This is a genomic window from Microbispora rosea, assembly GCF_044460045.1.
Classification (GTDB): Bacteria; Actinomycetota; Actinomycetes; order Streptosporangiales; family Streptosporangiaceae; genus Microbispora; species Microbispora rosea.
Map to the genome: position 1 here is coordinate 178,294 of NZ_JBITJO010000009.1, position 24,205 is coordinate 202,498.

The 24,205-nt window shown below is 72.5% G+C and carries 19 protein-coding genes; 12 read left to right on the plus strand and 7 right to left on the minus strand.

The features are described from left to right. Positions 1 to 43 precede the first annotated feature (43 nt). Positions 44 to 1,873, plus strand: a complete 1,830-nt coding sequence (locus ACIBK1_RS31440; RefSeq protein WP_051761388.1) for an MFS transporter — start codon at positions 44 to 46, stop codon at positions 1,871 to 1,873. Positions 1,874 to 1,958: 85 nt separating this feature from the next. On the opposite strand, the gene ACIBK1_RS31445 is transcribed toward ACIBK1_RS31440, so the two are convergent. After that, a complete protein-coding gene (locus ACIBK1_RS31445; protein ID WP_197042489.1) occupies positions 1,959 to 2,555 on the minus strand; it encodes a hypothetical protein in 597 nt (198 codons plus the stop codon). A 131-nt stretch (positions 2,556 to 2,686) separates the two neighbouring features. On the opposite strand from ACIBK1_RS31445, the gene ACIBK1_RS31450 reads away from it, so the two are divergent. Further along, on the plus strand, positions 2,687 to 2,950 hold the full coding sequence (locus ACIBK1_RS31450; protein ID WP_396739326.1) for a hypothetical protein: 264 nt from the start codon (positions 2,687 to 2,689) through the stop codon (positions 2,948 to 2,950). Between the two features lie 149 nt (positions 2,951 to 3,099). Continuing rightward, positions 3,100 to 4,572, plus strand: coding sequence for an alpha/beta fold hydrolase (locus tag ACIBK1_RS31455; RefSeq protein WP_396739328.1), 1,473 nt, complete (start codon positions 3,100 to 3,102; stop codon positions 4,570 to 4,572). Positions 4,573 to 4,642: 70 nt separating this feature from the next. On the opposite strand, the gene ACIBK1_RS31460 is transcribed toward ACIBK1_RS31455, so the two are convergent. The 5 genes from ACIBK1_RS31460 to ACIBK1_RS31480 all read right to left on the minus strand — a co-directional run bounded on the left by ACIBK1_RS31460 (position 4,643) and on the right by ACIBK1_RS31480 (position 12,116). Beyond that, entirely contained in the window at positions 4,643 to 5,290 is a 648-nt protein-coding gene (locus ACIBK1_RS31460; protein WP_036405429.1) for a hemerythrin domain-containing protein, read from the minus strand. 70 nt (positions 5,291 to 5,360) lie between these two features. Next, positions 5,361 to 8,714, minus strand: a complete 3,354-nt coding sequence (locus tag ACIBK1_RS31465; RefSeq protein ID WP_396739330.1) for a BTAD domain-containing putative transcriptional regulator — start codon at positions 8,712 to 8,714, stop codon at positions 5,361 to 5,363. Between the two features lie 81 nt (positions 8,715 to 8,795). Further along, positions 8,796 to 10,115: an amidohydrolase family protein gene (locus ACIBK1_RS31470; protein WP_396739332.1), complete on the minus strand. Its 1,320-nt coding sequence runs from the start codon at positions 10,113 to 10,115 to the stop codon at positions 8,796 to 8,798. 190 nt (positions 10,116 to 10,305) lie between these two features. Further along, complete coding sequence (mctP, locus tag ACIBK1_RS31475; protein ID WP_396739334.1) at positions 10,306 to 11,898, minus strand: monocarboxylate uptake permease MctP; 1,593 nt, start codon at positions 11,896 to 11,898, stop codon at positions 10,306 to 10,308. After that, a complete protein-coding gene (locus tag ACIBK1_RS31480) occupies positions 11,895 to 12,116 on the minus strand; it encodes a DUF3311 domain-containing protein (RefSeq protein WP_396739336.1) in 222 nt (73 codons plus the stop codon). Before ACIBK1_RS31480 ends, mctP begins: the two co-directional genes overlap by 4 nt. 239 nt (positions 12,117 to 12,355) lie before the next feature. On the opposite strand from ACIBK1_RS31480, the gene ACIBK1_RS31485 reads away from it, so the two are divergent. The 5 genes from ACIBK1_RS31485 to ACIBK1_RS31505 all read left to right on the plus strand — a co-directional run bounded on the left by ACIBK1_RS31485 (position 12,356) and on the right by ACIBK1_RS31505 (position 17,070). Further along, the gene (locus ACIBK1_RS31485; protein ID WP_396739338.1) at positions 12,356 to 12,898 is read left to right on the plus strand and encodes a DUF1697 domain-containing protein; all 543 of its coding nucleotides are present in this window, start codon (positions 12,356 to 12,358) and stop codon (positions 12,896 to 12,898) included. Positions 12,899 to 12,930: 32 nt separating this feature from the next. Then, positions 12,931 to 13,827, plus strand: a complete 897-nt coding sequence (locus ACIBK1_RS31490) for a hypothetical protein (RefSeq protein WP_396739340.1) — start codon at positions 12,931 to 12,933, stop codon at positions 13,825 to 13,827. 13 nt (positions 13,828 to 13,840) lie between these two features. Next, complete coding sequence (locus tag ACIBK1_RS31495) at positions 13,841 to 15,469, plus strand: ABC-F family ATP-binding cassette domain-containing protein (protein ID WP_396739342.1); 1,629 nt, start codon at positions 13,841 to 13,843, stop codon at positions 15,467 to 15,469. 69 nt (positions 15,470 to 15,538) lie between these two features. Further along, positions 15,539 to 15,934 (plus strand): hypothetical protein, encoded by a 396-nt coding sequence (locus ACIBK1_RS31500; RefSeq protein ID WP_396739344.1) that lies wholly within the window; start codon positions 15,539 to 15,541, stop codon positions 15,932 to 15,934. A gap of 23 nt (positions 15,935 to 15,957) precedes the next feature. Then, positions 15,958 to 17,070, plus strand: coding sequence for a hypothetical protein (locus tag ACIBK1_RS31505; protein WP_396739346.1), 1,113 nt, complete (start codon positions 15,958 to 15,960; stop codon positions 17,068 to 17,070). Positions 17,071 to 17,131: 61 nt separating this feature from the next. On the opposite strand, the gene ACIBK1_RS31510 is transcribed toward ACIBK1_RS31505, so the two are convergent. Beyond that, positions 17,132 to 18,766, minus strand: coding sequence for a CocE/NonD family hydrolase (locus tag ACIBK1_RS31510; RefSeq protein WP_051761383.1), 1,635 nt, complete (start codon positions 18,764 to 18,766; stop codon positions 17,132 to 17,134). A 283-nt stretch (positions 18,767 to 19,049) separates the two neighbouring features. Here ACIBK1_RS31510 and ACIBK1_RS31515 point away from each other — a divergent pair, with 283 nt between their 5' ends. The 4 genes from ACIBK1_RS31515 to ACIBK1_RS31530 all read left to right on the plus strand — a co-directional run bounded on the left by ACIBK1_RS31515 (position 19,050) and on the right by ACIBK1_RS31530 (position 24,203). Further along, the gene (locus tag ACIBK1_RS31515; protein ID WP_030506551.1) at positions 19,050 to 21,185 is read left to right on the plus strand and encodes an anthranilate synthase component I; all 2,136 of its coding nucleotides are present in this window, start codon (positions 19,050 to 19,052) and stop codon (positions 21,183 to 21,185) included. Positions 21,186 to 21,243: 58 nt separating this feature from the next. Beyond that, complete coding sequence (locus ACIBK1_RS31520; RefSeq protein ID WP_231513768.1) at positions 21,244 to 22,455, plus strand: amidohydrolase family protein; 1,212 nt, start codon at positions 21,244 to 21,246, stop codon at positions 22,453 to 22,455. Positions 22,456 to 22,536: 81 nt separating this feature from the next. Continuing rightward, the gene (locus tag ACIBK1_RS31525) at positions 22,537 to 23,427 is read left to right on the plus strand and encodes an ABC transporter ATP-binding protein (RefSeq protein WP_030506549.1); all 891 of its coding nucleotides are present in this window, start codon (positions 22,537 to 22,539) and stop codon (positions 23,425 to 23,427) included. After that, a complete protein-coding gene (locus ACIBK1_RS31530; protein ID WP_030506548.1) occupies positions 23,424 to 24,203 on the plus strand; it encodes an ABC transporter permease in 780 nt (259 codons plus the stop codon). The genes ACIBK1_RS31525 and ACIBK1_RS31530 overlap by 4 nt, the downstream gene beginning before the upstream one ends. Positions 24,204 to 24,205: the final 2 nt, after the last annotated feature.

Consider the following 24,205-nt stretch of genomic DNA (forward strand, 5'->3'; position numbering starts at 1 on the left):
ACAGGCCGCGCGCTGTACGGACCAAGAGGAGGGGAACCACTCCGTGGCCGTAGCGAACCAGTCCCGGGCGGGGACATCGCCGCAGTCGGCGCCGTCCTCGCGGTACAAATGGATCGCGCTGTCCAACACCACCCTCGGCGTCCTGATGGTGACGATCAACCAGTCCATCGTGCTGATCGCCCTTCCGGACGTCTTCCGCGGCATCCACCTGAACCCGCTCGACCCCGGCAACACGGGCTACCTGCTGTGGATGATGATGGGCTTCATGGTCGTCACGGCCGTACTGGTGGTGATGTTCGGCCGCCTGGGCGACATGTTCGGCCGGGTCCGCATGTACAACCTCGGGTTCGCGGTCTTCAGCCTGTGCTCGATCATGCTGTCGCTGACCTGGATGGACGGCGACGCGGGGGCGCTGTGGCTGATCGGGTGGCGGATCGTGCAGGGCGTCGGCGGCGCGCTGCTGTTCGCCAACTCCACCGCGATCCTTACCGACGCCTTCCCCGTCCGGCAGCGGGGCACCGCGCTCGGCATCAACTCGATCGCCGCCATCGCGGGATCCTTCCTCGGCCTGGTCATCGGCGGCGTCCTGGCCCCGGTCGACTGGAAGGCGATCTTCCTGGTCTCCGTGCCGTTCGGGATCTTCGGCACGATCTGGGCGTACGTCAAGCTCAAGGACAACGGCGTGCGGCGCCGGGCGCGCATGGACTGGTGGGGCAACGCGACCTTCGCCGTCGGCCTCATCGTCCTGCTGGTCGGCATCACCTACGGCATCCAGCCGTACGGGACCGGCGTGATGGGCTGGGGCAACCCCTGGGTGATCGCCGCGCTCGGCGGAGGCGTCCTGCTGCTCGCGCTGTTCGCCTGGATCGAGACCAAGGTGGACGAGCCGCTGTTCCGGCTCGAGCTGTTCCGCAACCGCGCCTTCCTGGCGGGCAACGTCGCCAGCCTGCTGACCGCCCTCGGACGCGGCGGCCTGCAGTTCATGCTGATCATCTGGCTGCAGGGCATCTGGCTGCCGCTGCACGGCTACAGCTTCGAGGAGACGCCGCTGTGGGCGGGCATCTACATGATCCCGCTGACCGTGGGCTTCCTGCTGTCGGCGCCGGTCTCCGGCTGGCTGTCCGACCGGTTCGGCCCGCGGATGTTCACCGTCGGCGGCGCGCTGGTCACCGCGGCGAGCTTCTACGCCCTGATGACCCTGCCCACGGACTTCGGCTACGGCGTCTTCGCGCTGCTCATCCTGATCAACGGTGTCGGGTCCGGCCTGTTCTCCTCGCCCAACCGGGCCGAGATCATGAACTCGGTCCCGGCGGAGTCCCGGGGCGTCGGCGCGGGCATGACCGCCACCTTCCAGAACTCCTCGATGGTGCTGTCCATCGGCGTGTTCTTCAGCCTGATGATCGCGGGCCTGGCGCAGTCGCTGCCGCACACCATGCACGACGAGCTGGTGGCCCAGGGCGTGCCCGCCGCGCAGGCCGAGGGCATCGCCCAGCTGCCGCCGATCGCCGTGCTGTTCGCGGCGTTCCTCGGATACAACCCGTTCCGGCAGCTCCTCGGCGGCATCCTCGACCGGCTGCCCGACGGCGGCGCCCACCTGACGAGCAAGGAGTTCTTCCCGCACCTCATCGCGGGCCCCTTCCACCAGGGCCTGGTCATCGCCTTCTGGTTCGCCGTGGCCGCGTGCCTGGTGGCCGCCCTGTCGTCGCTGCTGACCGACCGCGTCGGCCGCAGGCACCGCGCCGCCGCCCACGAGTCGCTCGGCTCCGAGCTCGCCGCGGTCTCCGGCGAGGCCGGCCTGGCCGGCAACGAGCTCGTCGTCCCGGACGAGGAGTTCGACGCCCAGGGCGCCGCGCCTGACACGAGGAAGCCCTGACCGGCCCGGCCGCTTCTGTTCTCCGCCGTGTCCCCGCCGTGTCCCCGCCTCATCCTCACCGGGACGGGGCGGGGCGCGCCGGTCCTCAGCCGACCGTCACCCTGGCGTACTGGTAGGCGGTGCGGCCGTTCTCGTCCCCGGAATGGGACCGGCCGGTCATGACCTCGTTGGTGCCCGCCCTTGAGGCGTGCTTGCTCTCCTTCATGTACTCCGTCCAGTGACGGTCGACGAGCCGCACCGGCCTGCCCTGCCACGACAGCCGGGAGCAGTAGTAGAAGGTGAAGCCCTTCTCGTCCCCGTAATGGTCCCGGCGGACGAGGGCGTAGTCGTCGGGAGTGACGAAGTAGGTGTGGTCCTCCCACTCGTCGTCCTTGTACGGGGGGCTCACCACCACGACCCGCTCGCTGTTGATGTAGATCTGGCCGCAGAAGTACGTGGTGTAGCCGTTCTCGTCCCCCGAATGCGCCCGGCCGATCATCACCTCGTCCTCGGGGCACCAGAAGTAGCTGTCCGATTCCCGAACCGTCGCGGTGTAGCCCTGGAGCACCTGGACGAACGGCGCCGCGGCCGCGGCCGCCGGGGCCGGGGGGGTCACGGTCAGCGCGGTCAGCGCCGTCGCCGCCGCCGCGGCCGATAACACCTTCTTACGCATGGAGACGTCCTCGTTCCTGTCGTGTCTCATCCACGACGGAACCTTCGTCCATGCCGCTTCATCGATGCTTGGCCCCGGCTTGTCGGCTACTTGGACGAGGCCGCGGCGGTCGTGCCACGCCGTCCGCTCAGCACGTCGAAGGGGACCGCGGGACGCGGACCTTGCGGCTGCTGGGCGCGGCCGGCCTCGACATGCTGGACGGCTGGCAGCCCGCGCCGCGGGGCGCTCTGGCGTTGATGCTCGTCGTCACCGGCGTGCCGCATTTCCTGCCCTCATGGCGGCGCGACTTCGTCGCCATGTTCCCGGTCAACGTCCTGGCAGCCCGCCGCGGCCTCGCCCTGGCGGGAAAGCCGGTGACCCCGCTGCTCGCCCGCGCCGCTCTGCAGGTGCTCTTCGTCGCCGCCGCCGTCGCTGTGGCCGTGTGAACCGGAGGCCCGCCGGCGTGCTCCGCTCGGCGCCGCCGTCGGCAGGGGGATATCCCTACGTCCGATCGGGGGGCCTATCGGATTTCACCCGGCACGCGTCTCGGCGAGCGTGAGACGAAGCGGCACAAACGCGAAGGAGGGCACGACGCATGCGTGGCAGAACACGACTCGTGGCCGCCGGGCTCGCGACGGCGGCGATGACGGCCGGGCTCGTCCCGGCGCAGGCGCAGGCCGCCGAGCATCGGGCGGCGAAGGATCGGCCGGCGATCGAGTGGACGGCGTGCGAGGGGGCAGGGTTCCCCGCGGAAACGCAATGCGGCACGATCGACGTGCCGCTCGACTGGGCCCGCCCGGACGGGCGGACGACGACCCTGCGCGTCGCGCGGCTGCCGGCCACCGATCCCGCCCGCAGGATCGGCAGCGTGCTGCACATCCCCGGCGGCCCCGGCAACAGCGGGATCGAGGACATCAAGCAGGCGGCGGGCGATCTCGCCGGCATCAGAGAACGCTTCGACCTCGTCTCCTACGACCCGCGCAACACCGATCTCGCCGCCAAGCTGCCGGAGTCCTGCGCGCGGCCGGCGGTGCCGGCCCTGACCGAGCCCCGCGACCGGGCCGAGTACGACGCCCAGGCCCGCGCGATCGCCGCGGCCACCCGCAGGTGCCGGGCCGAGGACCGCAGCGGACTGTACGGCAGGCTCGACTCGGTGTCGGTGGCCCGCGACACGGAGGCGATCCGCGCGGCCCTGGGGGAGCCGCGGCTCAGCTTCATGACCGAGTCCGCCGGAGGCGTGCCGGCCGAGGCCTATCTCCGGCTGTTCCCGGAACGCGTCCGCGCCATGTACCTGGACGGTGTGATCGACCAGACCGCCGGCTGGACGAACCAGAGCCTGCTGGGCTACCGGGACCTGCAGCGGATATTCGGCCGCTTCACCGCCTGGTGCGCGGCGACGCCCGCCTGCGCCCTGCACGGCGAGGACGCCGGGAAGGTCTGGCGTGACCTCACCGCGCGGGCCGACAGGTCGCCGATCCCCGTCACCTCGCAGCGGTTCGGCCGGGGGAGGCTGACCGGCTCCTCCCTGCGGTGGTTCGGGTTCGCCCCCGACCCCGGGCCGGGGGACTCCCGATGGCTGACCTTCGCCGAGGCGGTCGACAAGGCCCGGCGCGGCGACGGCTCGGGCTTCGCCGACGCCGCCCTGGGCAACGCCCGCGCGTGGACGACGCCCCTCGCCCTCGGCATGACCTGCGCCGACGACCGGGGCTACCACGGCTACGAGGAGTACGTCAGGGCGCGCCGCGAGGCGCGCCGGGTCTCCCCGGACCTCGGCGGCGCGACCTTCGACCAGCTCGGCTGCGCGGGGTGGCCGCTGCCGATCGCGAACCCGTCCCGCCCCCTGCCCGTCCGCGGCCTGCCGCCGCTGCTCGGCGCGGGCACCTGGAGCGACTACACGCTGACCGACAGCCTGGTCCGGCGGGTCCCCGGCTCGGCCACCGTCCGGTACGACGGCCCCGGCCACGTGCTCTACCTCTCCGGCAACCGGTGCGCGATCGGGCACGCCACGCGGTATCTCACCGACCTGACCCTGCCCCCACCCGGCACCGTCTGCCTCCCCGGCGACTGACCGGGCTCTCCGGACGCGGCCTCCGCACGCTCACGGCGGAGGCCGCCGGCCATGTCACCCATCCACCTCCTCACCCGTACACCTGAGACACGCGGCGCTCGTAGGCGCGGCGCCAGGAGAGCCGGTAGAGGACCCGCATGATGGCCGGAGCGGAGCCGAAGATGTGGTCGCGGTCGGCGGGGGTGGCCACGTCGAGCAGCCAGGCGGCGAGCATCGGCAGGTCGCGGCCGTGGCTCTTGGTGACCTTCTTGCCCGACTCCTCCCACCAGGCCGCGCTGACGTGCTCTCTGATGAGCGGGACGACCTCGGACTCCTCCAGGTCGAGGTGGGTGTTCAGCAGCCGGTCAAGCGAGCGCAGGTCGGCCGCGACCTCGCGGGCCGGCCTGCCGCCGCCGGAGAGTCTGCCGATGACGGTGTCCATCTCCTGGTGGTCGGCCTCCAGCCGGTCCAGCACGGTACGGGCCTCCGGGACGAGGCCGCGCAGCAGCGGCCAGATCGCCTCGTCCTCCTCGGTGTGGTGGTGGTGCAGGGCGCGCAGCAGCAGCGCGAGGTGCTCGTCGACGACCGCGCGGCGCCGTTCGTCGCGGGGGTCGCAGCGGTCGAGGACCTCGGCCAGCCTGCCGAACTCGCGCCGCAGGCCGGTGTGGAAGACGAGGAACGTGACGAGGTCGGGAGCGGGGTCACCCGGTCGGCGCCGGGTCTGCGTCGGTGTTGTCATGGCCCCACGATGACCCCGGCCCCTTCACCGCCACTCAACGTCGACTTGCGGCCCGCTCCCCGGGAGGTTGTCAGTCGCGTACGGCCTCGCGTTCGCGGGCGATCCGGGCGGCCCACCAGGACAGCCCGGCCCTCGCGCAGCGCTTCGCGGCCGTGTCCAGATGCGCCCGCGCCGCCTCCGGCCCGGCCGCACCGCCCAGGTGGGCCATCCGTCCCAGGTAGTAGCCGACCGGCCCGGCGCAGAACGTCCCCGCCCCGAAGGCGATCCTGTCCTCGTACGGCAGGAGCCTGCGATAAGTCAGGGCGCACGCCTCGTGGTCGCCCGCGACGATCTGGGCCTCGCCCAGCAGGCAGAGCCCCGGCAGCTCGCCGAAGTCGCGCGGCATCGCGTGCCAGCCCTGCTCGCGTGCCGTCTCGGCCGCCGTGCGGTCGCCCCGCGAAGCGGCGATGAGCACGCCCATCACCTGGCGGTGGGCGGGGAAGGGGGAGTAGTGCGTCATCAGCTCGTCGGCGCCCTCGAAGTCGCGCATCGCGAAGTGCCGGGTGAGCAGCGCGGAGGAGAGTGTGCTGCTCGTGTGCCACAGGTTGAGCCGCTCACCGGCCTCGGCCGCCGCGGCGTACGCGTTGCTTGCGCCGTCGAAGTCCCCGTCGAGGAGACGCCGGGTCCCGGTCCAGATGAGGTGCTGGAACCGGGGCCAGGGCAGGTCGAGCCGCTCGACCAGCACCCCCGCCCGCTCGGCGGCCCGGTCGGCGCCCGCGACGTCGAACAGGTCGATCCGGGTCCGCTCTCTGATCATGTGACCGAGCAGCTCGAACCCGGGCAGCCCGAGCCGGGTGAGCTCCTCGCCGATCGCGTCGAGCTCCGTCATGTGCTCGGGGAGCTGCACGCCCAGATACCGCGCGTTCAGGGTGATCGCCAGCAGCTCCGGGCCGGCCTCCCCCGAGGCCACGAGACGGCGGGCCATCGCCAGCGCCTCGGCCGTGGCGGTGTCGCACCGGGGGTCGGCCGAGCCGTCGTAACGTTCCATCCCCAGGCAGCCGAGCAGCCTGCAGCGCAGTTCGGAGTCCCCCTCGGGCAGCGCGGTGAGGGCGTCCTCGATCCGCCGCACGGTGTGCAGCTCGACGTCGCCGTAGGTGTAGAACTTCCACAGCCCCGGAGCGTCCAGGCTGGTCAGCGCCCGCGCGGCGAGCAGCGGGTCGCCCGACCTGTCGGCCGCGAGCACCGCCTCCGCCCGGGTCTGCCTGGCCGAGAAGCCGTGACCTGCGGCGAGCTGCGCGCGGACCAGCTGGAGCAGGAGCTCGACGTGCTCGCGGGGGTCCGCGCCGGGCAGCGTTCCGTGCGCCTCGGCCGCCCGGCGCCACCACTGCGCGGCGTCCTCGTACGCGTGCCGTCCCGCCGCCTGCCCCGCCGTGGCGGACGCCCAGCGCACCGCGTCCGCCGCGGCGGCGGGCCCGGCGGCCATCGCGTGCCTGGCGAGGACCGCGAGGTCGGCTCCCGGCCGCAGTTCGAGCGCCCGGAGCGCGGTCAGGTGCAGCCCGGCCCGGCGGCGCGGCGGGATGTCGGCGTAGACCGTCTCCCGGACCAGATCGTGGGTGAAGCGCAGGTCCTCGTCGAGAACGCGGAGGGCGGTCGCGGCGTCGAGCGCCTCGTCGACGTCCGCGTCCGCGTCTGAGGCGTCCGCGACGACCTCGGCCAGCAGCCGCCGGTCCGCGCCGGTGCCGAGCACGGCCGCCGCGTCGATGGCGGGGCGGTGCCGGGCGGGCAGGTCGAGCAGGCGGCGGCGCAGGACGTCGGCCAGGCCCTCGGGTACCCCGGTGAGCGCCCTGTCGATGCCCTGGTCCTCGGCCAGCCGGAGGGTCTCGCGGATGAACAGCGGATTGCCCCGGGTCCGCTCGGCGAGCGCCGCCACGCTCGCCGCGTCGTGCAGCCCCGACAGCTCGGCGACCGCGGCGGAATCGAGCCCGGCGAGCGGCAGGCGGAGGGCGTCGTGCCGTCCGAGCAGCCCGAGCGTGTCGTGCACCGCGGCCGGCCCCTCGCCGGACCGCACGGTGATCACGACGGCGACCGCGCCGCGCAGCAGCAGCGCGAGGTCGGACAGCAGGCCCAGCGACGCCGTGTCGGCCCACTGGAGATCGTCGATCACCACGAGCAGCGGCCGGTCGGCCGCGGCCGACTCCAGGTAGGCCGCGGTCGCCTGGTGCAGCCGGAACCGGGCCTCGCTCGCCTCGGCGGGCCGTCCGGCGCCGGTGGCGGGGTCGTCTCCGGCGGCGTCGCCGAGCAGCACCCGCAGGGCGGCGGCCTGGGCGGGGGACGGGGGGACCCGGCCGGCGAGATCCCGCACGACCTGCTGCCACGGCCACAGCGCGGGCACGCCGGAGGTCTCGTGACACCTGCCCCAGGCGACCAGCCAGCCCTCGGCGGCCCGCCGCTCCGCGAACGCCTCCGCCAGCCACGTCTTGCCGATCCCCGGCTCCCCGGAGATCACGGCGATCCCCGGCCCGCGCTGTGTCACTCCCCGGGCCGCCTGGATCACGTCCCGCGCCAGCTCGTCGAGCCGGTCGACCTGCGTCCCCCGGCCGACGGCGCGCCGCTCGGGCAGGCCCGCCTCGGCCCGCGCCGCCTCGGTCCGCGTCTCCCGGACCGGTGCCGCCCGGCCCTGCCGTACGGGGGCGGGGACGTCGAGGGCTGTGTCGAGAGCCCTGTCGAGAGCCGTGTCGAGGGCGGGGTCCTGGGCGAGGATCGCCTCCTCCAGACGGCGCAGCGCCGGGCCGGGGTCGAGGCCGAGCTCCTCGGCCAGGCGGCCCCTGGCCGTGCGCAGCGCCTCCAGGGCGTCCGCCTGCCGGCCCAGGGCGTAGAGCGTGCGGGCGAGCAGCTCCCACAGTCCCTCCCGCAGGGGGTGCGCGGCCACCAGGGCCTCCAGCTCGCCCACCACGTGGGGGTCGCCCACCCGCCCCGCCAGGAGACGCTCCCGCGTCACCAGATGCGCCTCGGCGAGCCGCTCGATCTCCGGCCGGAGCCAGGGCACGTCGCCGAACTCCTCGTACGGCGTGCCGCGCCACAACGCCAGGGCGCGTTCCGGCTCGCCGGCCTGGGCCAGGCGGACGAACTCGTCGGCGTCCACCTCGTGCGGCCCGAGCGCGTATCCCGGAGGGCGGCTGAGGAGCACGGACGAGGGCGTGCGCGGAGCGCGGCCGGGTTCGAGCAGCCTGCGCAGGTTGGAGATGTAGCTGTGCAGCGTGCTCTGGGCGCGCGGCGGCGGCGCGCCGTCGTACAGGTCGTCGAGGATCGCGTCCACCGACACGGTCGCGCCCCTGGAGATCAGCAGGCGGGCCACCAGCAGCCGGGGCCGCGGCCCGCCGAGGTCGACGGGAACGCCGTCGACGTACGCCTCGACCGGGCCGAGCACCCGGAACATGACCGCCATGCCGGGATTGTGCCACGATCATCGGCCGAGACTGAGCCTTCAGCAGGGAGACTGAGCCCTCGGAAGGGGAGCACCCTGCTCTCAGGCGCCCAGCACGCCGGGCACGGCCGCACGGAGGTGTGCGAGGCTCGCGGCCGCGGCGTCCATGGCCCGACCGATCGGCCCGGTGAGCACGCCGTCCCGCTTCACCACGGCGCCGTCGCAGACGACCGTACGGACCAGCCCGGGGTGCCCGGCGAGGACGACGGCGGCGCGCGGGTCGAGCATCGGGGCCATGGCGGGGGTGCCGGCCTCGACCACGATCAGGTCGGCGCGCTTGCCGGGGGTGAGGCTGCCGGTGACGGCGGACAGCCCGGCCACCGCGGCGCCGTCGGCGGTGACCATCCGCAGCAGGTCGGCGGCGGCCAGCGGCGCCGGGTCCTGCGTGAACCTGTGGTGCGCGAGGGCCGCGCGCATCTGCGTGAACATGTCTCCCGAGGTGGCGACCTCGGTGTCGGTGCTGAGGCCGGTGACGAGACCCGCCCGCAGGAGACGGCCGGTGGCGGGCGTGCCGAGCCCGGGCATGGTCATCTCGATGAACGGTGAGACGCTCGCGGTCGCGCCCGCGCCCGCGGCGGCCTTCAGCTCGTCGTCGCCGGTCGCGCTCGCGTGCACCAGGGTGATCGTCTCGTCGAGCAGGCCCTCGTCGTGCAGCCATCCGACGCTGCCCGCCTTGTCGGCGGAGCCGACGTGCATGGTGGTCCGCAGGCCGAGCTCCCGCGCGAGCAGCAGGTCGCGCCGGGCGGCGGACGGCGCCGACACCTCGGGGCCGCGCGCCGCCAGGGCCATCGTCACGCGGGCGGTGTCGTCGCGGAGCACGTCCCTGACCCGGCGGACGTCCGCGGGAAGCTCCGCGTCGCTGTGGTCGCCCACCCAGGCGAGCGGGTCGATCTGCGGCCAGCCGTAGGCGAAGACGCCGCGGATCCCGCTGTCGCGCAGCGCGGCCACGGCGGCGTCGCTGTGCTCGGGGGTGTTCTGGATGTGGGACCAGTCGACGAGGGTGGTGATCCCGGCCTCCAGCGCGCCGAGCGCGCCGAGCAGGGTGCCCGCGTAGACGTCCTCGGGCCGGAAGTTCGGCCCGAGCTGGAGGAACGCGGCCCCCAGGTAGTCCATCAGGCTCCAGTCCAGCCCGATGTGGCGCAGCGCGGACTGCCAGGTGTGGCGGTGGGTGTCGACCAGGCCCGGCATCACCACACAGCCGGAGGCGTCGACGACGTCCGCGTCCGGGGACGCTCCGGCGGCGGAACCGACCGACACGATCACGCCGTCGCGGACGACGACGTCGGCGGGGCCGTCCTGCACCGCCGGGTCCATGCCGATCACGTGGCCGCCGGTGACGATCAGGTCGTTGCTGAGAGGCATCCTTCGCTCCTTCGTCGTTCGAGGTGATGCCTCTTTGTCCCACCGCATGCTTGTGGCCGGCTCCACGCGGCGCGCGCCGTCGCGTCAAGCCGGCCACAAGTCCGTACGGAGCCCGATCAGGCGGCCACGGTCTGGGAAGACCCCGGAAACGCAGTCCGGCAGGACTCCAGGTACACGGTCCCGGAGGACCTCAGGAAGCGGGCGCCGTCGTCTCCAGTTCGTGGACGCGCGGGTCGCCCTGGTCGGCGAAGTAGTCCTCCGCCCGGGTGCCGTCCGGGCCGTCGGCGCTCTTGAGCGCGCGGGCCACGAAGGTCCCGAGCACGGCGACGACCAGGTTGACGATCAGCGCGAGGAACCCGGCGTACACCGTGATCTTGGTGTCGAACCCGAGCTGCGACAGCGGGAAGGCCGAGCCGCCGAAGTGGTCGTGGTTGGTGGCCGGGTTGGCGATGTTGTACAGCAGCAGCATCCCGGCCGCCATGCCTGCGGCCCAGCCGGCGATGAGGCCGCCGCGGTGGAACCACCGGGTGTAGAGGCCGAGGCCCACCGACGGCAGGGTCTGCAGGATGATCACGCCGCCGATCAGCTGGAGGTCGATCGAGAACTGCGGGTCGATGAGCAGGATGACCAGCACCGCGCCGACCTTGACAACCAGCGACGCGATCTTGCTGACCCTGGCCTCCTGCGCCGGGGTGGCGTCCCGGTTGAGGTACTCGCGGTAGATGTTGCGGGCGAACAGGTTGGCCGCCGCGATCGACATGATGGCGGCCGGCACCAGCGCGCCGATGCCGACGGCGGCGAAGGCGACCCCCGCGAACCAGTCGGGGAACATCGCGTCGAACAGCTTCGGCACGATCGTGTTGTTGTCCTTGCCGATGGGCGTGACCCCGGCCGCGATCGCCATGTAGCCGAGCAGCGCGATCAGGCCGAGGAGCAGGCTGTAGGCCGGCAGGGCCGACATGTTCCGCTTGATGACGTTGCGGTTGCGCGAGGCCAGGATGCCGGTGACGCTGTGGGGGTAGAGGAACAGCGCCAGCGCCGAGCCGAAGGCGAGCGTGACGTACTGGAGCTGGTTGTTGGCGTTGAGCAGGGGGCCGTCTGCCTGGTTCGGGGTCGCATCGAACTGCTCCTTGACGGAGCCGAAGATCGCGTCGAAGCCGCCGAGCTTGGCCGGGATGTAGATGATCGCGACGATGATCACCAGGTAGATCAGCGAGTCCTTGACGAACGCGATCAGCGCGGGGGCGCGCAGCCCCGACTGGTAGGTGTAGGCCGCGAGGATCGCGAACGCGATGATCAGCGGCAGGTCGCCCGTCAGCCCCATCGTCTTCAGCACCGCCTCGATGCCGACGAGCTGCAGCGCGATGTACGGCATGGTCGCGACGATGCCGGTGATCGCCACCAGCAGCGCCAGCGTGGGGGAGCCGAAGCGGACGCGGACGAAGTCGGCCGGCGTGACGAGGTTGTGCACGTGCGACACCGACCAGAGCCGGACCAGCACGAGCATCACCATGGGATAGACGACCACGGTGTACGGCACCGCGTAGAACCCCATGGCGCCCGCGCCGAACACCAGGGCGGGCACGGCCACGAAGGTGTAGGCCGTGTAGAGGTCGCCGCCCACCAGGAACCAGGTGATCCAGCTGCCGAAGCTGCGGCCGCCGAGACCCCATTCGTCCAGCGTGGCGAGGTCGCCGGGACGGCGCCAGCGGGCGGCCACGAATCCCAGGCCGCTGACGACCAGGAACAGGAGCGTGAAGATGACGATCTCGGTGGTCTTCACCGGTTCCTCCTCGTCCCCAGGTAGACGACGGTGGTCGCGGCGACGCTGAGGATGATGAAGGCGAGCTGCAGCCAGTAGAACATCGGGATGCCGAACAGCCGCGGTTCGTCGGCGTTGAACAACGGCGGGATGAGCGGGATCGCGATCGGCAGCAGGAGCAGCCAGTTCAGCGGGCTCCGGTCGGGGTTTCGGCCGCGGTCGGCGCGGGGGGTCGTCACACGTTCTCCAATCGGACACGGACCAGGCGTGCCCGGCAGATCCGCGTGACGGGCCGTCGCGCGGACCAGCGGGACGGTTATTCGGCGGCAGCGTAAGGACCCACAGGTCACAGGGAGATCACCGATCGCCGAACGGTCGTGTTGGCGCGCCCAGCGACGACAGACGCTCATGACAATCCGATACCTGACGCTGTCTGACAGGAACGGCCGGTAGCTTCCCACCAGAAGGAGGCGATGCGATGCGGTACGTGGCGCTGCTGCGCGGCATCAACGTCAACCCCGCCACCGAGGTGGCGATGGCCGATCTCAGGGCCCTGCTGGAACGGCTCGGGTACGGGAGCGTCCGCACCCACCTGCGCAGCGGGAACGCCCTGTTCACCGCCGGCGGGGACGCCGATTCGATCGCCGCCGCGATCGAGCGCGGGCTGCGGGAGGAGCTCGGCCTGTCCGTCGCGGTGATGGTCCGTACGGCCGAGCAGCTTCGCCGCGTGGTGGAGCGCAACCCCCTGGAGGTGCGGGACCCCGCCAGGTTCGCCGTGGTCTTCCTGTCCCGGCCGCCGGACCGGGAGGGGCTCGCGAGCATCGATCCGGCGGCGTACGCCCCGGAGGAGATGCGGGTGGGCGAGCGGGAGCTCTACGTCCACTTCCCCGACGGGCTGCGGCGTCCCAAGCTGCCGCCTCTCCTGGAGAAGCACTCGACCGGCCCGGCGACCATGCGCAACTGGAACACCGTCACCCGCCTGCTCGCGCTCGCCGAGGACCTCGGGGAAATATCCGGATGATCGGGCCGGGACGACGCGTCACCATGGGTGCGATGACGACACCGAATCTGCCGTACCGCTGGAACCTGATTCGGCCCGACCCGCTCGGCACCCTTCTCGACGGCCGTCCCGAGCCCGACCTGCCCTATGTGGACGACCTGGTCGAGTGCGGAGCGAAGGTCCTGGCCCGCAGCGGGGACGGCGACGTGCACTTCGTGGGCCGTTCGGCCGACAGCATCTTCGACCTGCTGTCGAGCACGCTGTCGGCCACCTCGCGTCCGGACCGGGTGCGACTGCTGCCGTTCTCCTACCGGTTCGAGGAGCCGCCGCGGCCCAACGAGACCCGCCAGTTGCGCGCCAACCTCCACGCCATGGGCGTCAGCCCGCACGTCCTGGCCCGCCGCAGGCGGCCGATCGTGTTCGCCGACCTCGTCCACCGGGGATACACCTTCACCCACTTCTACGAGCTTCTGCGCGACTGGATCGACGACGAGCACGAGGCATGGGAGGTGATCCGGCTCAAGCTGCGCTTTGTCGGGATCACCGAACGCGGGAAGACCAGCCCGAAGACGTGGCGCTGGTGGCAGGACTGCGCCTGGACGGCGGAACTGCCGCGCAGCGCGGTCACCAATGTCTCCGTCGACCGCTTCTTCTGGTTCTACCTCGGGGACCATCAGAAGAAGCTGACGCTGTCCTTCCGCCCCACTCGCTGGGCGGACGAGACAGTGGCCCGGCCCCGGCACGACGAGAAGACCCTGGACGCCCTGACCGAGGCGGTCGCCGTCGTCGAACGCGGGCGAACCCCGGAGGTCCGCGCCGCGCTGGCCCGCCTCATGGCCCGGGAGCCGTCCTTCGCGGAACCGTGGCTCCGCTCGCTCACCCTCGAACTCAGGCACGGCACCCCATCGAGGCGCCACCACGTCCGGCGGGGCTCACGCGAGACCCGGTAGGGTCGGTCTTCTGATGAGCGCCACTCTTGTCGCGAAGGAACTCGCCGCCGGGCACGGCGACCGCGTCCTGTTCGCGGATCTCGATCTGGTCGTCGCGCCCGGGGACGTCGTGGGGCTGGTGGGGGTGAACGGCGCGGGCAAGTCGACGCTGCTGCGCCTGCTGGCCGGCCTCGACGCACCCGAGCACGGCGGCGTACGGCTCAGCCCGCCCACCGCCAACGTCGGCCATCTGCCGCAGGAGCCCGAACGGCGGCCGGGTGAGACCGTCGCCGCCTTCCTCGCCCGCCGCACCGGAGTCGCCGCCGCGCAGCGGGCCCTCGACACGGCCACCGAGGCGCTCGTGAGCGGCGACCCCGGCGACGCGTACGCCGAGGCCCTCGACCGCTGGCTCGCCCTCGGCGGCGCCGACCTGGAGGAGCGGGCCGCGGAGGTGGCGGCCGACCTCGGGCTCACGGTCGGCCTGGAGCAGGAGATGACGTCCCTGTCCGGCGGTCAGGCGGCCCGGGCAGGGCTGGCCTCGCTGCTGCTCAGCCGTTACGACGTGTTCCTGCTCGACGAGCCCACCAACGACCTCGATCTCGACGGCCTGGACCGGCTCGAACGCTTCGTGGCGGGACTGCGCGCCGGGACCGTGGTCGTGAGCCACGACCGCGAGTTCCTCGCCCGTACGGTGAACAGGGTGGTCGAGCTCGACCTGGCCCAGCAGCAGGTCCGCGCGTACGGCGGCGGCTACGACGCCTACCTGGAGGAGCGCGAGGTCGCCCGCAGGCACGCGCGCGAGCAGTACGAGGAGTACGCCGACACCAGGGCGTCGTTGGAGGCCCGCGCCCGGTTCCAGCGCGCCTGGATGGAGAAGGGCGTCAAGAACGCGCGCCGCAAGGCCCCCGACGGCGACAAGCTCGGACGGAAGTTCCGCACCGAGGCGACCGAGAAGCAGGCGGCCAAGGCGCGGCAGACCGAAAGGATGATCGAGCGGCTGGAGGTCGTCGACGAGCCGCGCAAGGAGTGGGAGCTGCGGATGGAGATCGCCGCCGCGCCCCGCTCCGGGGCCGTGGTCGCGACGCTGCGCGGAGCGCTCGCGCGACGTGGCGCGTTCACGCTCGGGCCCGTCGACCTGCAGATCGACTGGGCGGACCGGGTCGCGATCACCGGCGCGAACGGCTCGGGCAAGAGCACCCTGCTCGGCGTGCTGCTCGGCCGGATCCCCCTCGACGAGGGGACGGCGGCGCTCGGTCCCGGTGTGGTGGTCGGCGAGATCGACCAGGCCCGCGCCCTCTTCGAAGGCGACGAGCCGCTGCTCGGTGCGTTCGGCGCCCTCGTCGACCTGCCGTCCGCCGACGCCCGCACGGTGCTGGCCAAGTTCGGCCTGCGCGCCGACCACGTGCTCCGCCCCGCGGCCACGCTCTCGCCGGGTGAGCGCACGAGGGCGGCCCTCGCCCTCCTCCAGGCCCGCGGCGTCAACCTGCTCGTCCTGGACGAGCCCACCAACCATCTCGACCTTCCGGCGATCGAACAGCTGGAGTCCGCGCTCGCCTCGTACACGGGGACCCTGCTGCTGGTCACCCACGACCGGCGCATGCTGAAGGCGGTCCACACGACACGCCGCATCGTCGTCGAAGCGGGCCGGATCCACGAAGCCTGAAGGCGCGCGAGGACGCGTTCGTCGATCAATCACCTGGTGTGATCTTGGTGGGTGGTCGATGATGCCGGTATGCGCGGATGGGGACCGGTATGGGGTGGGGCCGGGGTCGCGGTAGCGGCCCTGGCGGCGCTGGGCGTCTACCTGTCGCACGTGGGGCTGGACAAGGCGGACAAGCTCGCGAGTGTGATCGGGCTGTTCGTCGCCCTGGCCGGGCTGGGGGCGGCGGTGTACGGGCTGCTCGCTGAGCGGAGACGCGGTGGCGGCGGTGTGCGGCAGCGGGCCGAGGCCACCGGGCGTGGCCGCGTCTTGCAGGCCGGCCGCGACATCCACGCCGGGCTGCCGCGGCGGCACGGCGGAAGCAGCGACGACGCGGTGAGTGGACAAGCCCGTCCGGTGTGGCAGCGGGCCACGGCCGCCGAGGACGGGCGGGTGGATCAGGCCGGCCGCGACATCGGCACGCGGTGAGGGCGGCGCGTGGGTCCCGCAAGGTGATCCAGCATGCGGAGGGGTCGGGGCTGGCCCGGATTTACCAGGCGGCCGGAGACCTCATCGTGTACGGGGGCGAGGAGCCGTACCGCTGGGCCCTGTGGCCCGCACCGGCGCCGCCTCCGGCGACGGGCGAGGCGCGGGCGCAGCCGAGTGAGCTGCTGCGGGCCTCTCATGCGCTCGTCGCCTTCACCGGCCGCCACGATCTGCTGGCGGAGCTGGCGGACTGGCGGGATGCCGGCACCGGGCAGGACGTGGCGGTGCGCCTGATCCATGGGCCGGGCGGGCAGGGCAAGACCCGGCTGGCCGGACACGTGGCGCACCTGTGGCGGCAGCAGGGGTGGGTGGTGCTGGCGGCCCACCATCGGCGTGACCGCTCCACCGCGGCGGACTTCGAGGTTCCCGCCTTCGACGAGGCGGCCGGGGTGCTGGTGGTGGTGGATTACGCCGAGAGGTGGGACACCGCCGACCTGCTCACCCTGCTGCGTGACGCGCATGTGTCCGGGCGGGTGCCGGTTCGGGTGCTGTTGCTGGCCCGCCCGGCCGGCACCTGGTGGGACATTCACCTGCCTGACCTGGCGATGTCGTTGAACAACCACGCTGCCTTGCTGGCGAAGGTCGGGCGGCGGGCCGAGGCGGTTCCCTTCAGTGAGGGGGCTGTCCGTCTCTACGGTGAGCTGGCCGAGCTGAACCGGGACGCCTACCTGCCCCGCCTGGCCGCCTCGTCGAGCAACCACGCTGCCATGCTGGCGAAGGTCGGGCGGCGGGCCGAGGCGGTTCCCTTCAGCGAGGAGGCCCTCCGCCTGGGCCGGGAGCTGACCGAGCTCAACCGGGACGCCTACCTGCCCGACTATGTCAGAAGCCTCGCGGTCCACGGGTATGTGAGGATCGAGAACTCCCGATTCGGTGCCGCCGTCACCCCGCTGATCGAGGCGTTGCTGGAGTCGCAGGAACTGCCCGAGCACATCGCCCGGGACATCATCGGCTTGGTCGCCGACCAGCTGCGTCTCGCTTATGTGAAAGACGCCACCGCGGTGGCCCACGAGTTCCGCGTCGTGACCGGCCGGGACGTCCCGGTCTGGATGAAGGAGCCGCCCTCCGCCACCACAGGCTGACGAGAGCGACGTTCGCCTCAGGATCGACGCCCGGCCGCCGGCGGCCGTACGCCGACCTGCGTCACCAGGACAGCGCGGGGAGGATCACGGCCGAGGGGTGGCGGGGGTCGTGCAGGATCTCCTGGTCGGAGGCGACCATCGGGGTGCCCGCCGTCAGCGGGGCGCCGGTGCCCGGGTTGCGCGCGATGCGCGGGTAGGCCCCGCTGGCCACCTGCACCCGGATGCGGTGTCCGCGGCGGAACCGGTGGCCCATCGGCCACAGGTCGACCTCCACCCGGCGCACGCCGTCCTCGTCGCCGCGGTCCGCCGGGGTCAGGCGGCGCACGCCCTCGCAGACGTTCATCGACGTGCCGTCGGGGTGCACGTCGCACACCCGTACGACGAAGTCGGTGTGCTCCCTGCCGGTGCGCACGAACAGTTCGGCGCTCACCGGGCCGATCATGTCGGTGTCCCGGCCGAGCACCTCGGAGCTGTAGACGAGCACGTCGCGCCGGGCCTCAAGACGCCGGTTGTCCCTCGGCTCGGAGTTGCCGATCAGCACAGGCCCGCCGACCACGGGCGTGGGGTGCGCGGGGTCGTAGCGGTAGCGGTCCGGCTCGCCGCCCGCCGGGTTGTCCCGGGACAGGGCGAAGCCCGGCTGGAGGTGCCAGCGCTCGCGCCGCATGCCGGGCGGCGGCCAGTCGGACTCGTCCCGCCACTCGCCCGCGCCCGTCACGTACAGCCGGACGGGGAAGGGACGCAGCCCCGACGGGTCACCCAGCAGGTGGGCGCGGAACCAGGCCAGGGCGTCGGCGTTGGCGGCCCGCCCGTGACGGATGTCGGCGTGGTACCACGGCCCGATGGTCAGGTACGGCTGCCGCCCCGCCGCCCGCAGCGCCGCGTAGTCCTTGAGCTGCCAGGGCAGGAACACGTCATACCAGCCGCCGGTCATCGTGATCTCCGCGCCGACCTGTCCCACGGACGCGGAGAAGTCCGCCTTGTCCCAGTACGTGCAGAGGGTCTCGCCGTGGTGGGCCAGCAGTTCGCGGAAGAACGGAAGCGGCCTGCCCGCCGACAGCAGGTCGAGCTCGTGCAGCGGGCGGCCCGACAACACGGCCCGCCGCGTGCGCCGGGGCGCGACGAACGCGGCCACGCCGCCCAGCCGGCCCTCCAGGTGCGCGGTGAGCGTCGTCCAGATCAGCGTCGACTCCAGCGCGAACGACCCCCCGACGTACGCCGCGTCGCGGAAGCACGAGGCGGTCACCTGGACGGCCATCGCCCGGAGGTCGGGGGTCTCGGCCGCGATCGCCCACTGCGTGTAGCCGAGGTAGGAGGGCCCGTGCATGGCGAAGCTCCCGCCATACCACGACTGCGTCCGCATCCACTCGACCGTCGCCAAGCCGTCCTCCTGCTCGTGGACCAGGGGATCGAGCCGTCCGCCGGAGCCGAAGCCGCCCCGGCAGCTCTGCAGCAGCACCTGGAACCCGTGGCGGGCGAAGGTCCAGCCGTACATCCAGCCGACCACCCCGCCCCTGCCGTACGGCGTGCGGATCAGGATCGTCGGCGGCCGGTCGGCGCCGATTGGCGTGTAGTGATCGGCCAGGAGCGTCACGCCGTCCGGCATCGGCACGGGCATGTCGCGGCGGACCCGGACGCGGTGGCCCTGGAAGCCGCCCGGCCCGGCTGGACCGCGGTGGTGCACCGGCACGCGGACCATGCCTCCTCCTTCCCCGGCAATCGGGCCGATCGCCCCGCGCCGAGAGTGAGGTTTCCCCACCAGTAACAGAATATCTATCCGCTGTTCGCCGTTCCAGTCGTGCCGCGTTGCATGATCGCGCTTTCCGCCGCTACCCTTGACGCATGCGAACTCATGCACCCTCCCAGTGGTGGCGCCGCTGACAGGCGGCGTTTTCGCATTCGCGTCGAATAGACCGGCCGCCCCATGAGTGGCGGCCTTCTGTGTGTCCGCCCCGGGGCATACGAAAAAAGGGGCGTGGACAGTGGAGATCAGCGGATATACCACGGCCGGCGGCATCGCGGTCGAGCGCCGGGTGCGCGAGGTGCCCGAGGAGGCGCTGGAAGAGATCGTCACGTCGCTGGGGGAGCGGCGCGGCGGGGCCTTCTCGTCCGGCATGGACTACCCGGGCCGTTACAGCAGATGGGCGTTCGGCTACGTCGATCCCTGCCTTGAGATCGTGGCGCGGGGGCGGCGCATCTCCGCCCGGGCGCTCAACGAGCGCGGACAGGTCGTGCTGCCCGTCGTCGCCTCCTGCCTGCTGGCGGCCGGCAAGCCGGTGGCCGAGCCGGGCCACGGCTACGTCGAGGTGCACGTCCCCGAGTCCGAGGACCTGCTGCCCGAGGAGATGCGCAGCCGCAGGCCCACCGTGTTCACCGCCATCCGCGAGATCATCGCGGCCTTCCGCTCCGACGACCCCCACCTCGGCCTGTACGGGGCCTTCGGCTACGACCTGGCCTTCCAGTTCGAGCCCATCCGCTATCGCCTGACCCGCCCCGGCGACCAGCGCGACCTGGTGCTACACCTGCCCGACCGGCTCGTCGTGATCGACCGGGTCCGCGAGACCAGCGTGGAGCACTGCTACGAGTTCACCGTGGACGGCGTCTCCACCAGCGGCCTGGAGCGCACCGGCGAGGCGATCTCCCTGACCACGCCCAGGGAGATCCCGCCGAACCCGGTGCGGGGGACCTACGCCGAGGTCGTCGCCAAGGCCAAGGAGAAGTTCCTGCGCGGCGACCTGTTCGAGGTCGTCCCCGGCCAGGTCTTCCACGGCGCCTGCGCCGACCCGTCCGCCTTCTACCGTTCGCTGCGCACCGAGAACCCGGCGCCGTACGAGTTCCTGCTCAACCTCGGCGACGGCGAGCACCTGGTCGGCGCCTCGCCCGAGATGTACGTCCGAGTGACCGGCGACCGCGTCGAGACCTGCCCGATCTCCGGCACCATCGCCCGCGGGGCCAACCCCGTCGAGGACGCCGAGGCGATCCGCACGCTCCTGTCCAGCGTGAAGGAGGAGTCGGAGCTGACCATGTGCACGGACGTGGACCGCAACGACAAGTCGCGGATCTGCGTGCCGGGCAGCGTCCGGGTGATCGGCCGCCGCCAGATCGAGATGTACTCCCGGCTGATCCACACCGTCGACCACATCGAGGGCCGCCTGCGCCCCGAGTTCGACGCCCTCGACGCGTTCCTCACCCACATGTGGGCCGTCACCGTCACCGGCGCCCCCAAGACGTGGGCCATGCAGTTCATCGAGGACCACGAGGAGACCACCCGGCGCTGGTATGGCGGCGCGGTCGGCTTCATCGGCTTCGACGGCTCGATGAACACCGGCCTGACCCTGCGCACCGCGCAGATCCGCGACGGCGTGGCCACCGTGCGCGCCGGGGCCACGCTGCTGTACGACTCCGACCCCGAGGCCGAGGAGCGGGAGACCGAGCTCAAGGCCAGCGCCCTGCTCGGCGCGCTCGCCGCGTCCGCCCGCCAACGGGAGGAGGTGCGGGCGGAGCCCCGGCCCGATCTGCCGGGCGAGGGCCACCGTGTGCTGCTCGTGGACCACGAGGACTCCTTCGTCAACACGCTCGCCGACTACTTCCGCCAGCAGGGCGCTTCGGTGGTCACGCTGCGGCACGGGTTCCCGCTGGAGAAGCTGGACGAGATCGCGCCCACGCTCGTCGTGCTGTCGCCCGGCCCCGGCTGGCCGTCCGACTTCGGCTGCTCGGCGCTGATCGAGGCGCTGTACGCCCGGAGGCTCCCGGTGTTCGGGGTGTGCCTGGGCCTGCAGGCCATGGTCGAGCAGGCGGGCGGCACGCTCGAACTGCTGCCCTACCCGGAGCACGGCAAGCGCGGCCGGGTCCGCCGCGAGGGCGACAGCGCGCTGCTCGACGGGCTGCCCGGCGAGTTCGTCGCGGCCCGCTACCACTCGGTGCACGCGAAGGAACCGGGGGTCAAGGGCTTCCGGGTCACCGCGTACACGCCGGACGGCGCGGCCATGGCGATCGAGGACGCCGAGAACCTGCGCTTCGGCGTGCAGTTCCATCCCGAGTCGATCCTGACCACACAGGGCGGCGCCGGAGCGCGGATCATCGCCAACGTCCTGCGGCTTTGCGCGCGTCATGGCTGAGTAAAGGGGCTGTTTAGGGCGGCGCCGGCGCGGCGGGGGAGCCGTAGAGTCCACTGCCGTGCCGGAGCCGAGATCCCATGACATGCTGCCCACACCCCTTCCCGACGCGGTGCGGGCCGCCCTGCTCGCGCCCATGGTCGACCAGCACTGCTGCGGCGTGCGCCGCGACGACACCACCAGGTCGGGGTTCGAGCAGCTCATCGGCGAGGGCGGCACACCCGCGCCGCCGGGCACCACGCACTTCGACACCCCGGCCGGCGCCGCCATCCGCCGCTGGTGCGCGCCGGTTCTCGGCCTGGAGCCGCACGCCTCGGCCACCGTCTACCTGTCGCGCCGCGCCGAACTCGGCGCGGCCGAGGTCAACCGGCGGCTGCTGCGCGGCGCCGGGGTGTCGGCCTTCCTGGTCGACACCGGGCTCGACGTCCCCGCGCTGCTCTCGCCCGCCGAGATGGGACGTCTCGGCTCGGCCGCCGCCGACGAGATCGTCCGGCTCGAGCAGGTCGAGCAGGACGTCGCCGAGGCCGGGCTGCCCGCCGCCGACTACGCCGGGCTGCTGCGGGACGAGCTCGCGGCCCGCGCGGCCCGCGCCACCGCGCTCAAATCGGTCGCGGCGCACCGCTGCGGTCTCGGCTTCGACCCCTCCCGGCCCTCGCGCGGCAGCGTGATCGCGGCGGCCGGTCGCAGGCTCGCCGACCCCAAGTCCCGCCTGGACGACCCCGTTCTCGTACGGCACCTGCTCTGGGCCGCGGTCGACGTGGCCAGGGAGCGGGGCCTGCCGCTGCAGTTCCACTGTGGCTTGTCCGGGTGGGGTCTGTCGGGCGGCGGCCTGTCCGGGAATGGCCTGTCCGGCATCGGGGTCGGCCACCTGGCCGATCCCGCGCTGCTGACCGGCTTCGTGCGCGCCCTCGCCCCGCTCGGGGTGCCGGTCGTCCTCCTGCACTGCTATCCCTACCACCGCCAGGCGGCGTACTTGGCGGCCGTCTTCCCGCACGTGTACGTGGACGCCGGGCCCGCCGTCGCCCACACCGCCGCCGGCTCCGCCCACGTCCTGCGCGAGCTGCTCGAACTCGCGCCGTTCCACAAACAGATGTACGGCTCCGGCTGCCACGGCGCCGCCGAGCTGTGTTTCCTGGCCGCGCTCTGCCATCGCCGCGGCCTGGCCCACGTACTCGCCGACCGGATCGGCGAGGGCGAATGGAGCCAGGCCGACGCCGCCCGGATCGCCCACATGATCGGCTCGGGGAACGCGCGCCGCGTTTACCGCCTTTGATATTCGCGGATTTGTCCTAACCGAAACGATCCTCCTTTATGAGGATGATTTTCGATCTATTGCGCGAAATAATCGCGCCTGATGGCTGCCATTGAGATTCGAAATCTGGTGAAGTCGTTCGGGCCGGTGAAGGCCGTGGACGGCGTCTCGTTCAGCGTGGAGGCCGGATCCGTCACCGGATATCTCGGCCCCAACGGAGCCGGCAAGACGACCACGCTCCGCTGCCTGCTCGGCCTCGTCACGCCCGATTCGGGCGAGGCGCTCGTGAACGGTGAGCGCTATGTCGCGCTTTCCGATCCGGCGGCCGAGGTCGGCGCCGTGCTCGAGGCCACGAGCTTCCACCCCGGCCGCACCGCCCGCAACCACCTGCGCATCCTGTGCACGGCCGCCGGGCTGCCGGACACCCGCGCGGACGAGGCGCTGGAGCAGGTCGGTCTCGCGGACGCCGCCGGCAAGCGTGTGGGCGGGTTCTCGCTGGGCATGCGGCAGCGGCTCGCGCTCGCCTCCGCCCTGCTCGGCCGGCCCCGGGTCTACATCCTCGACGAACCGGCCAACGGCCTCGACCCGGCGGGCATCGAGTGGCTGCGCGGGTTCCTGCGCCACCTCGCGCACGACCAGGGAGCGGCGGTGCTCGTCTCCAGCCACGTGCTGGCCGAGGTCGAGCGGACCGTCGACGACGTTGTGATCATCGCCAAGGGCCACCTGGTGCGCCAGGGCAGCCTGGCCGAGCTCACCAGCGACGGCGCGGACGCCGTCCGGGTGCGTGCCGCCCAGGTCGCCGACCTCGTCCCCGCGCTCGAAGCGGCGGGTGGCGCGGTCGAACGCGTCGAGGACGGCCTGCTGCGCGTGCGCGGGCTGGACCCGGAGGCCGTCGGCCGGATCGCCCTGGAGCGCCGCGTCGCGCTCACCGAGGTGGCGCAGGAGCGATCCGGGCTGCACAAGGTCTTCCTCGATCTCACGGAGGGGCGATGAGCGGGCTCGTCAGGGCGGAGCTGCGCAAGCTGTTCACCACCAGGCTGTGGTGGATCATGCTGCTCGTCATGCTGGTGCTGGTCGGGGTGGGCCTCGGCTTCCTCATCGCGTTCGCGGGCGTGGACCAGAACGGCGCCGCGCTGCCCGCGCGAGACACCGCGGAGTGGGCCGAGATCGCATGGTCGAGCGGGTCCAGCGGCGGGATCTTCGTGATGATCCTCGGCGTCGTCATGATGACCTCCGAATACCGCTACCAGACGATCACCGGCACCTTCCTCGCCACCCCGCGGCGGAGCCTGGTGATCGTCGCCAAGGTGGTGGCCGGGCTGCTCGTGGGCGCGTTGTTCGCGCTGGCCGTGCTGGTCTTCCAGGCGGTCACGGTGATCCCGGCCGTGACGCTGTCTGGAGGCGAGCTCTCCTTGTCCGCCTCGCGCATCCCGCAGATCAGCCTCGGCATCCTCGTGACGCTGGCGCTGTACGCGGTGTTCGGCATCGGGCTGGGGGCGCTCGTCCGCAACCAGATCGCCGGGATCGTCGCCGCGGTCGTCTGGGCGTATGTGATCGAGAACATCTTCACGGGGATCCCGGCCCTGCACTCGGTGGGCAAGTGGCTGCCGGGCGGGGCCGCGCAGGCGCTGATGAGCATCGACGTGGACACCGGCCTGGGCAGGCCGGAGTGGCTGCCCGCCTGGGCGGGCGCCGCCGTCCTCGTCGGTTACGGCCTGCTGTTCGCCGCCGTCGCCACCGCCACCACGGTCCGCCGTGACATCACCTGAGG

What these genes read in the sequence shown, in the direction of transcription:
- ACIBK1_RS31470 (WP_396739332.1), bottom strand. Translation starts at nt 10,115, where the DNA reads ATGCCTCTCAGCAACGACCTGATCGTCACCGGCGGCCACGTGATCGGC.
- ACIBK1_RS31445 (WP_197042489.1), bottom strand. Translation starts at nt 2,555, where the DNA reads ATGAGACACGACAGGAACGAGGACGTCTCCATGCGTAAGAAGGTGTTA.
- ACIBK1_RS31465 (WP_396739330.1), bottom strand. Translation starts at nt 8,714, where the DNA reads ATGGCGGTCATGTTCCGGGTGCTCGGCCCGGTCGAGGCGTACGTCGAC.
- ACIBK1_RS31460 (WP_036405429.1), bottom strand. Translation starts at nt 5,290, where the DNA reads ATGACAACACCGACGCAGACCCGGCGCCGACCGGGTGACCCCGCTCCC.
- ACIBK1_RS31530 (WP_030506548.1), top strand. Translation starts at nt 23,424, where the DNA reads ATGAGCGGGCTCGTCAGGGCGGAGCTGCGCAAGCTGTTCACCACCAGG.
- ACIBK1_RS31485 (WP_396739338.1), top strand. Translation starts at nt 12,356, where the DNA reads ATGCGGTACGTGGCGCTGCTGCGCGGCATCAACGTCAACCCCGCCACC.
- ACIBK1_RS31495 (WP_396739342.1), top strand. Translation starts at nt 13,841, where the DNA reads ATGAGCGCCACTCTTGTCGCGAAGGAACTCGCCGCCGGGCACGGCGAC.
- ACIBK1_RS31510 (WP_051761383.1), bottom strand. Translation starts at nt 18,766, where the DNA reads ATGGTCCGCGTGCCGGTGCACCACCGCGGTCCAGCCGGGCCGGGCGGC.
- ACIBK1_RS31525 (WP_030506549.1), top strand. Translation starts at nt 22,537, where the DNA reads ATGGCTGCCATTGAGATTCGAAATCTGGTGAAGTCGTTCGGGCCGGTG.
- ACIBK1_RS31490 (WP_396739340.1), top strand. Translation starts at nt 12,931, where the DNA reads ATGACGACACCGAATCTGCCGTACCGCTGGAACCTGATTCGGCCCGAC.
- ACIBK1_RS31500 (WP_396739344.1), top strand. Translation starts at nt 15,539, where the DNA reads ATGCGCGGATGGGGACCGGTATGGGGTGGGGCCGGGGTCGCGGTAGCG.
- ACIBK1_RS31455 (WP_396739328.1), top strand. Translation starts at nt 3,100, where the DNA reads ATGCGTGGCAGAACACGACTCGTGGCCGCCGGGCTCGCGACGGCGGCG.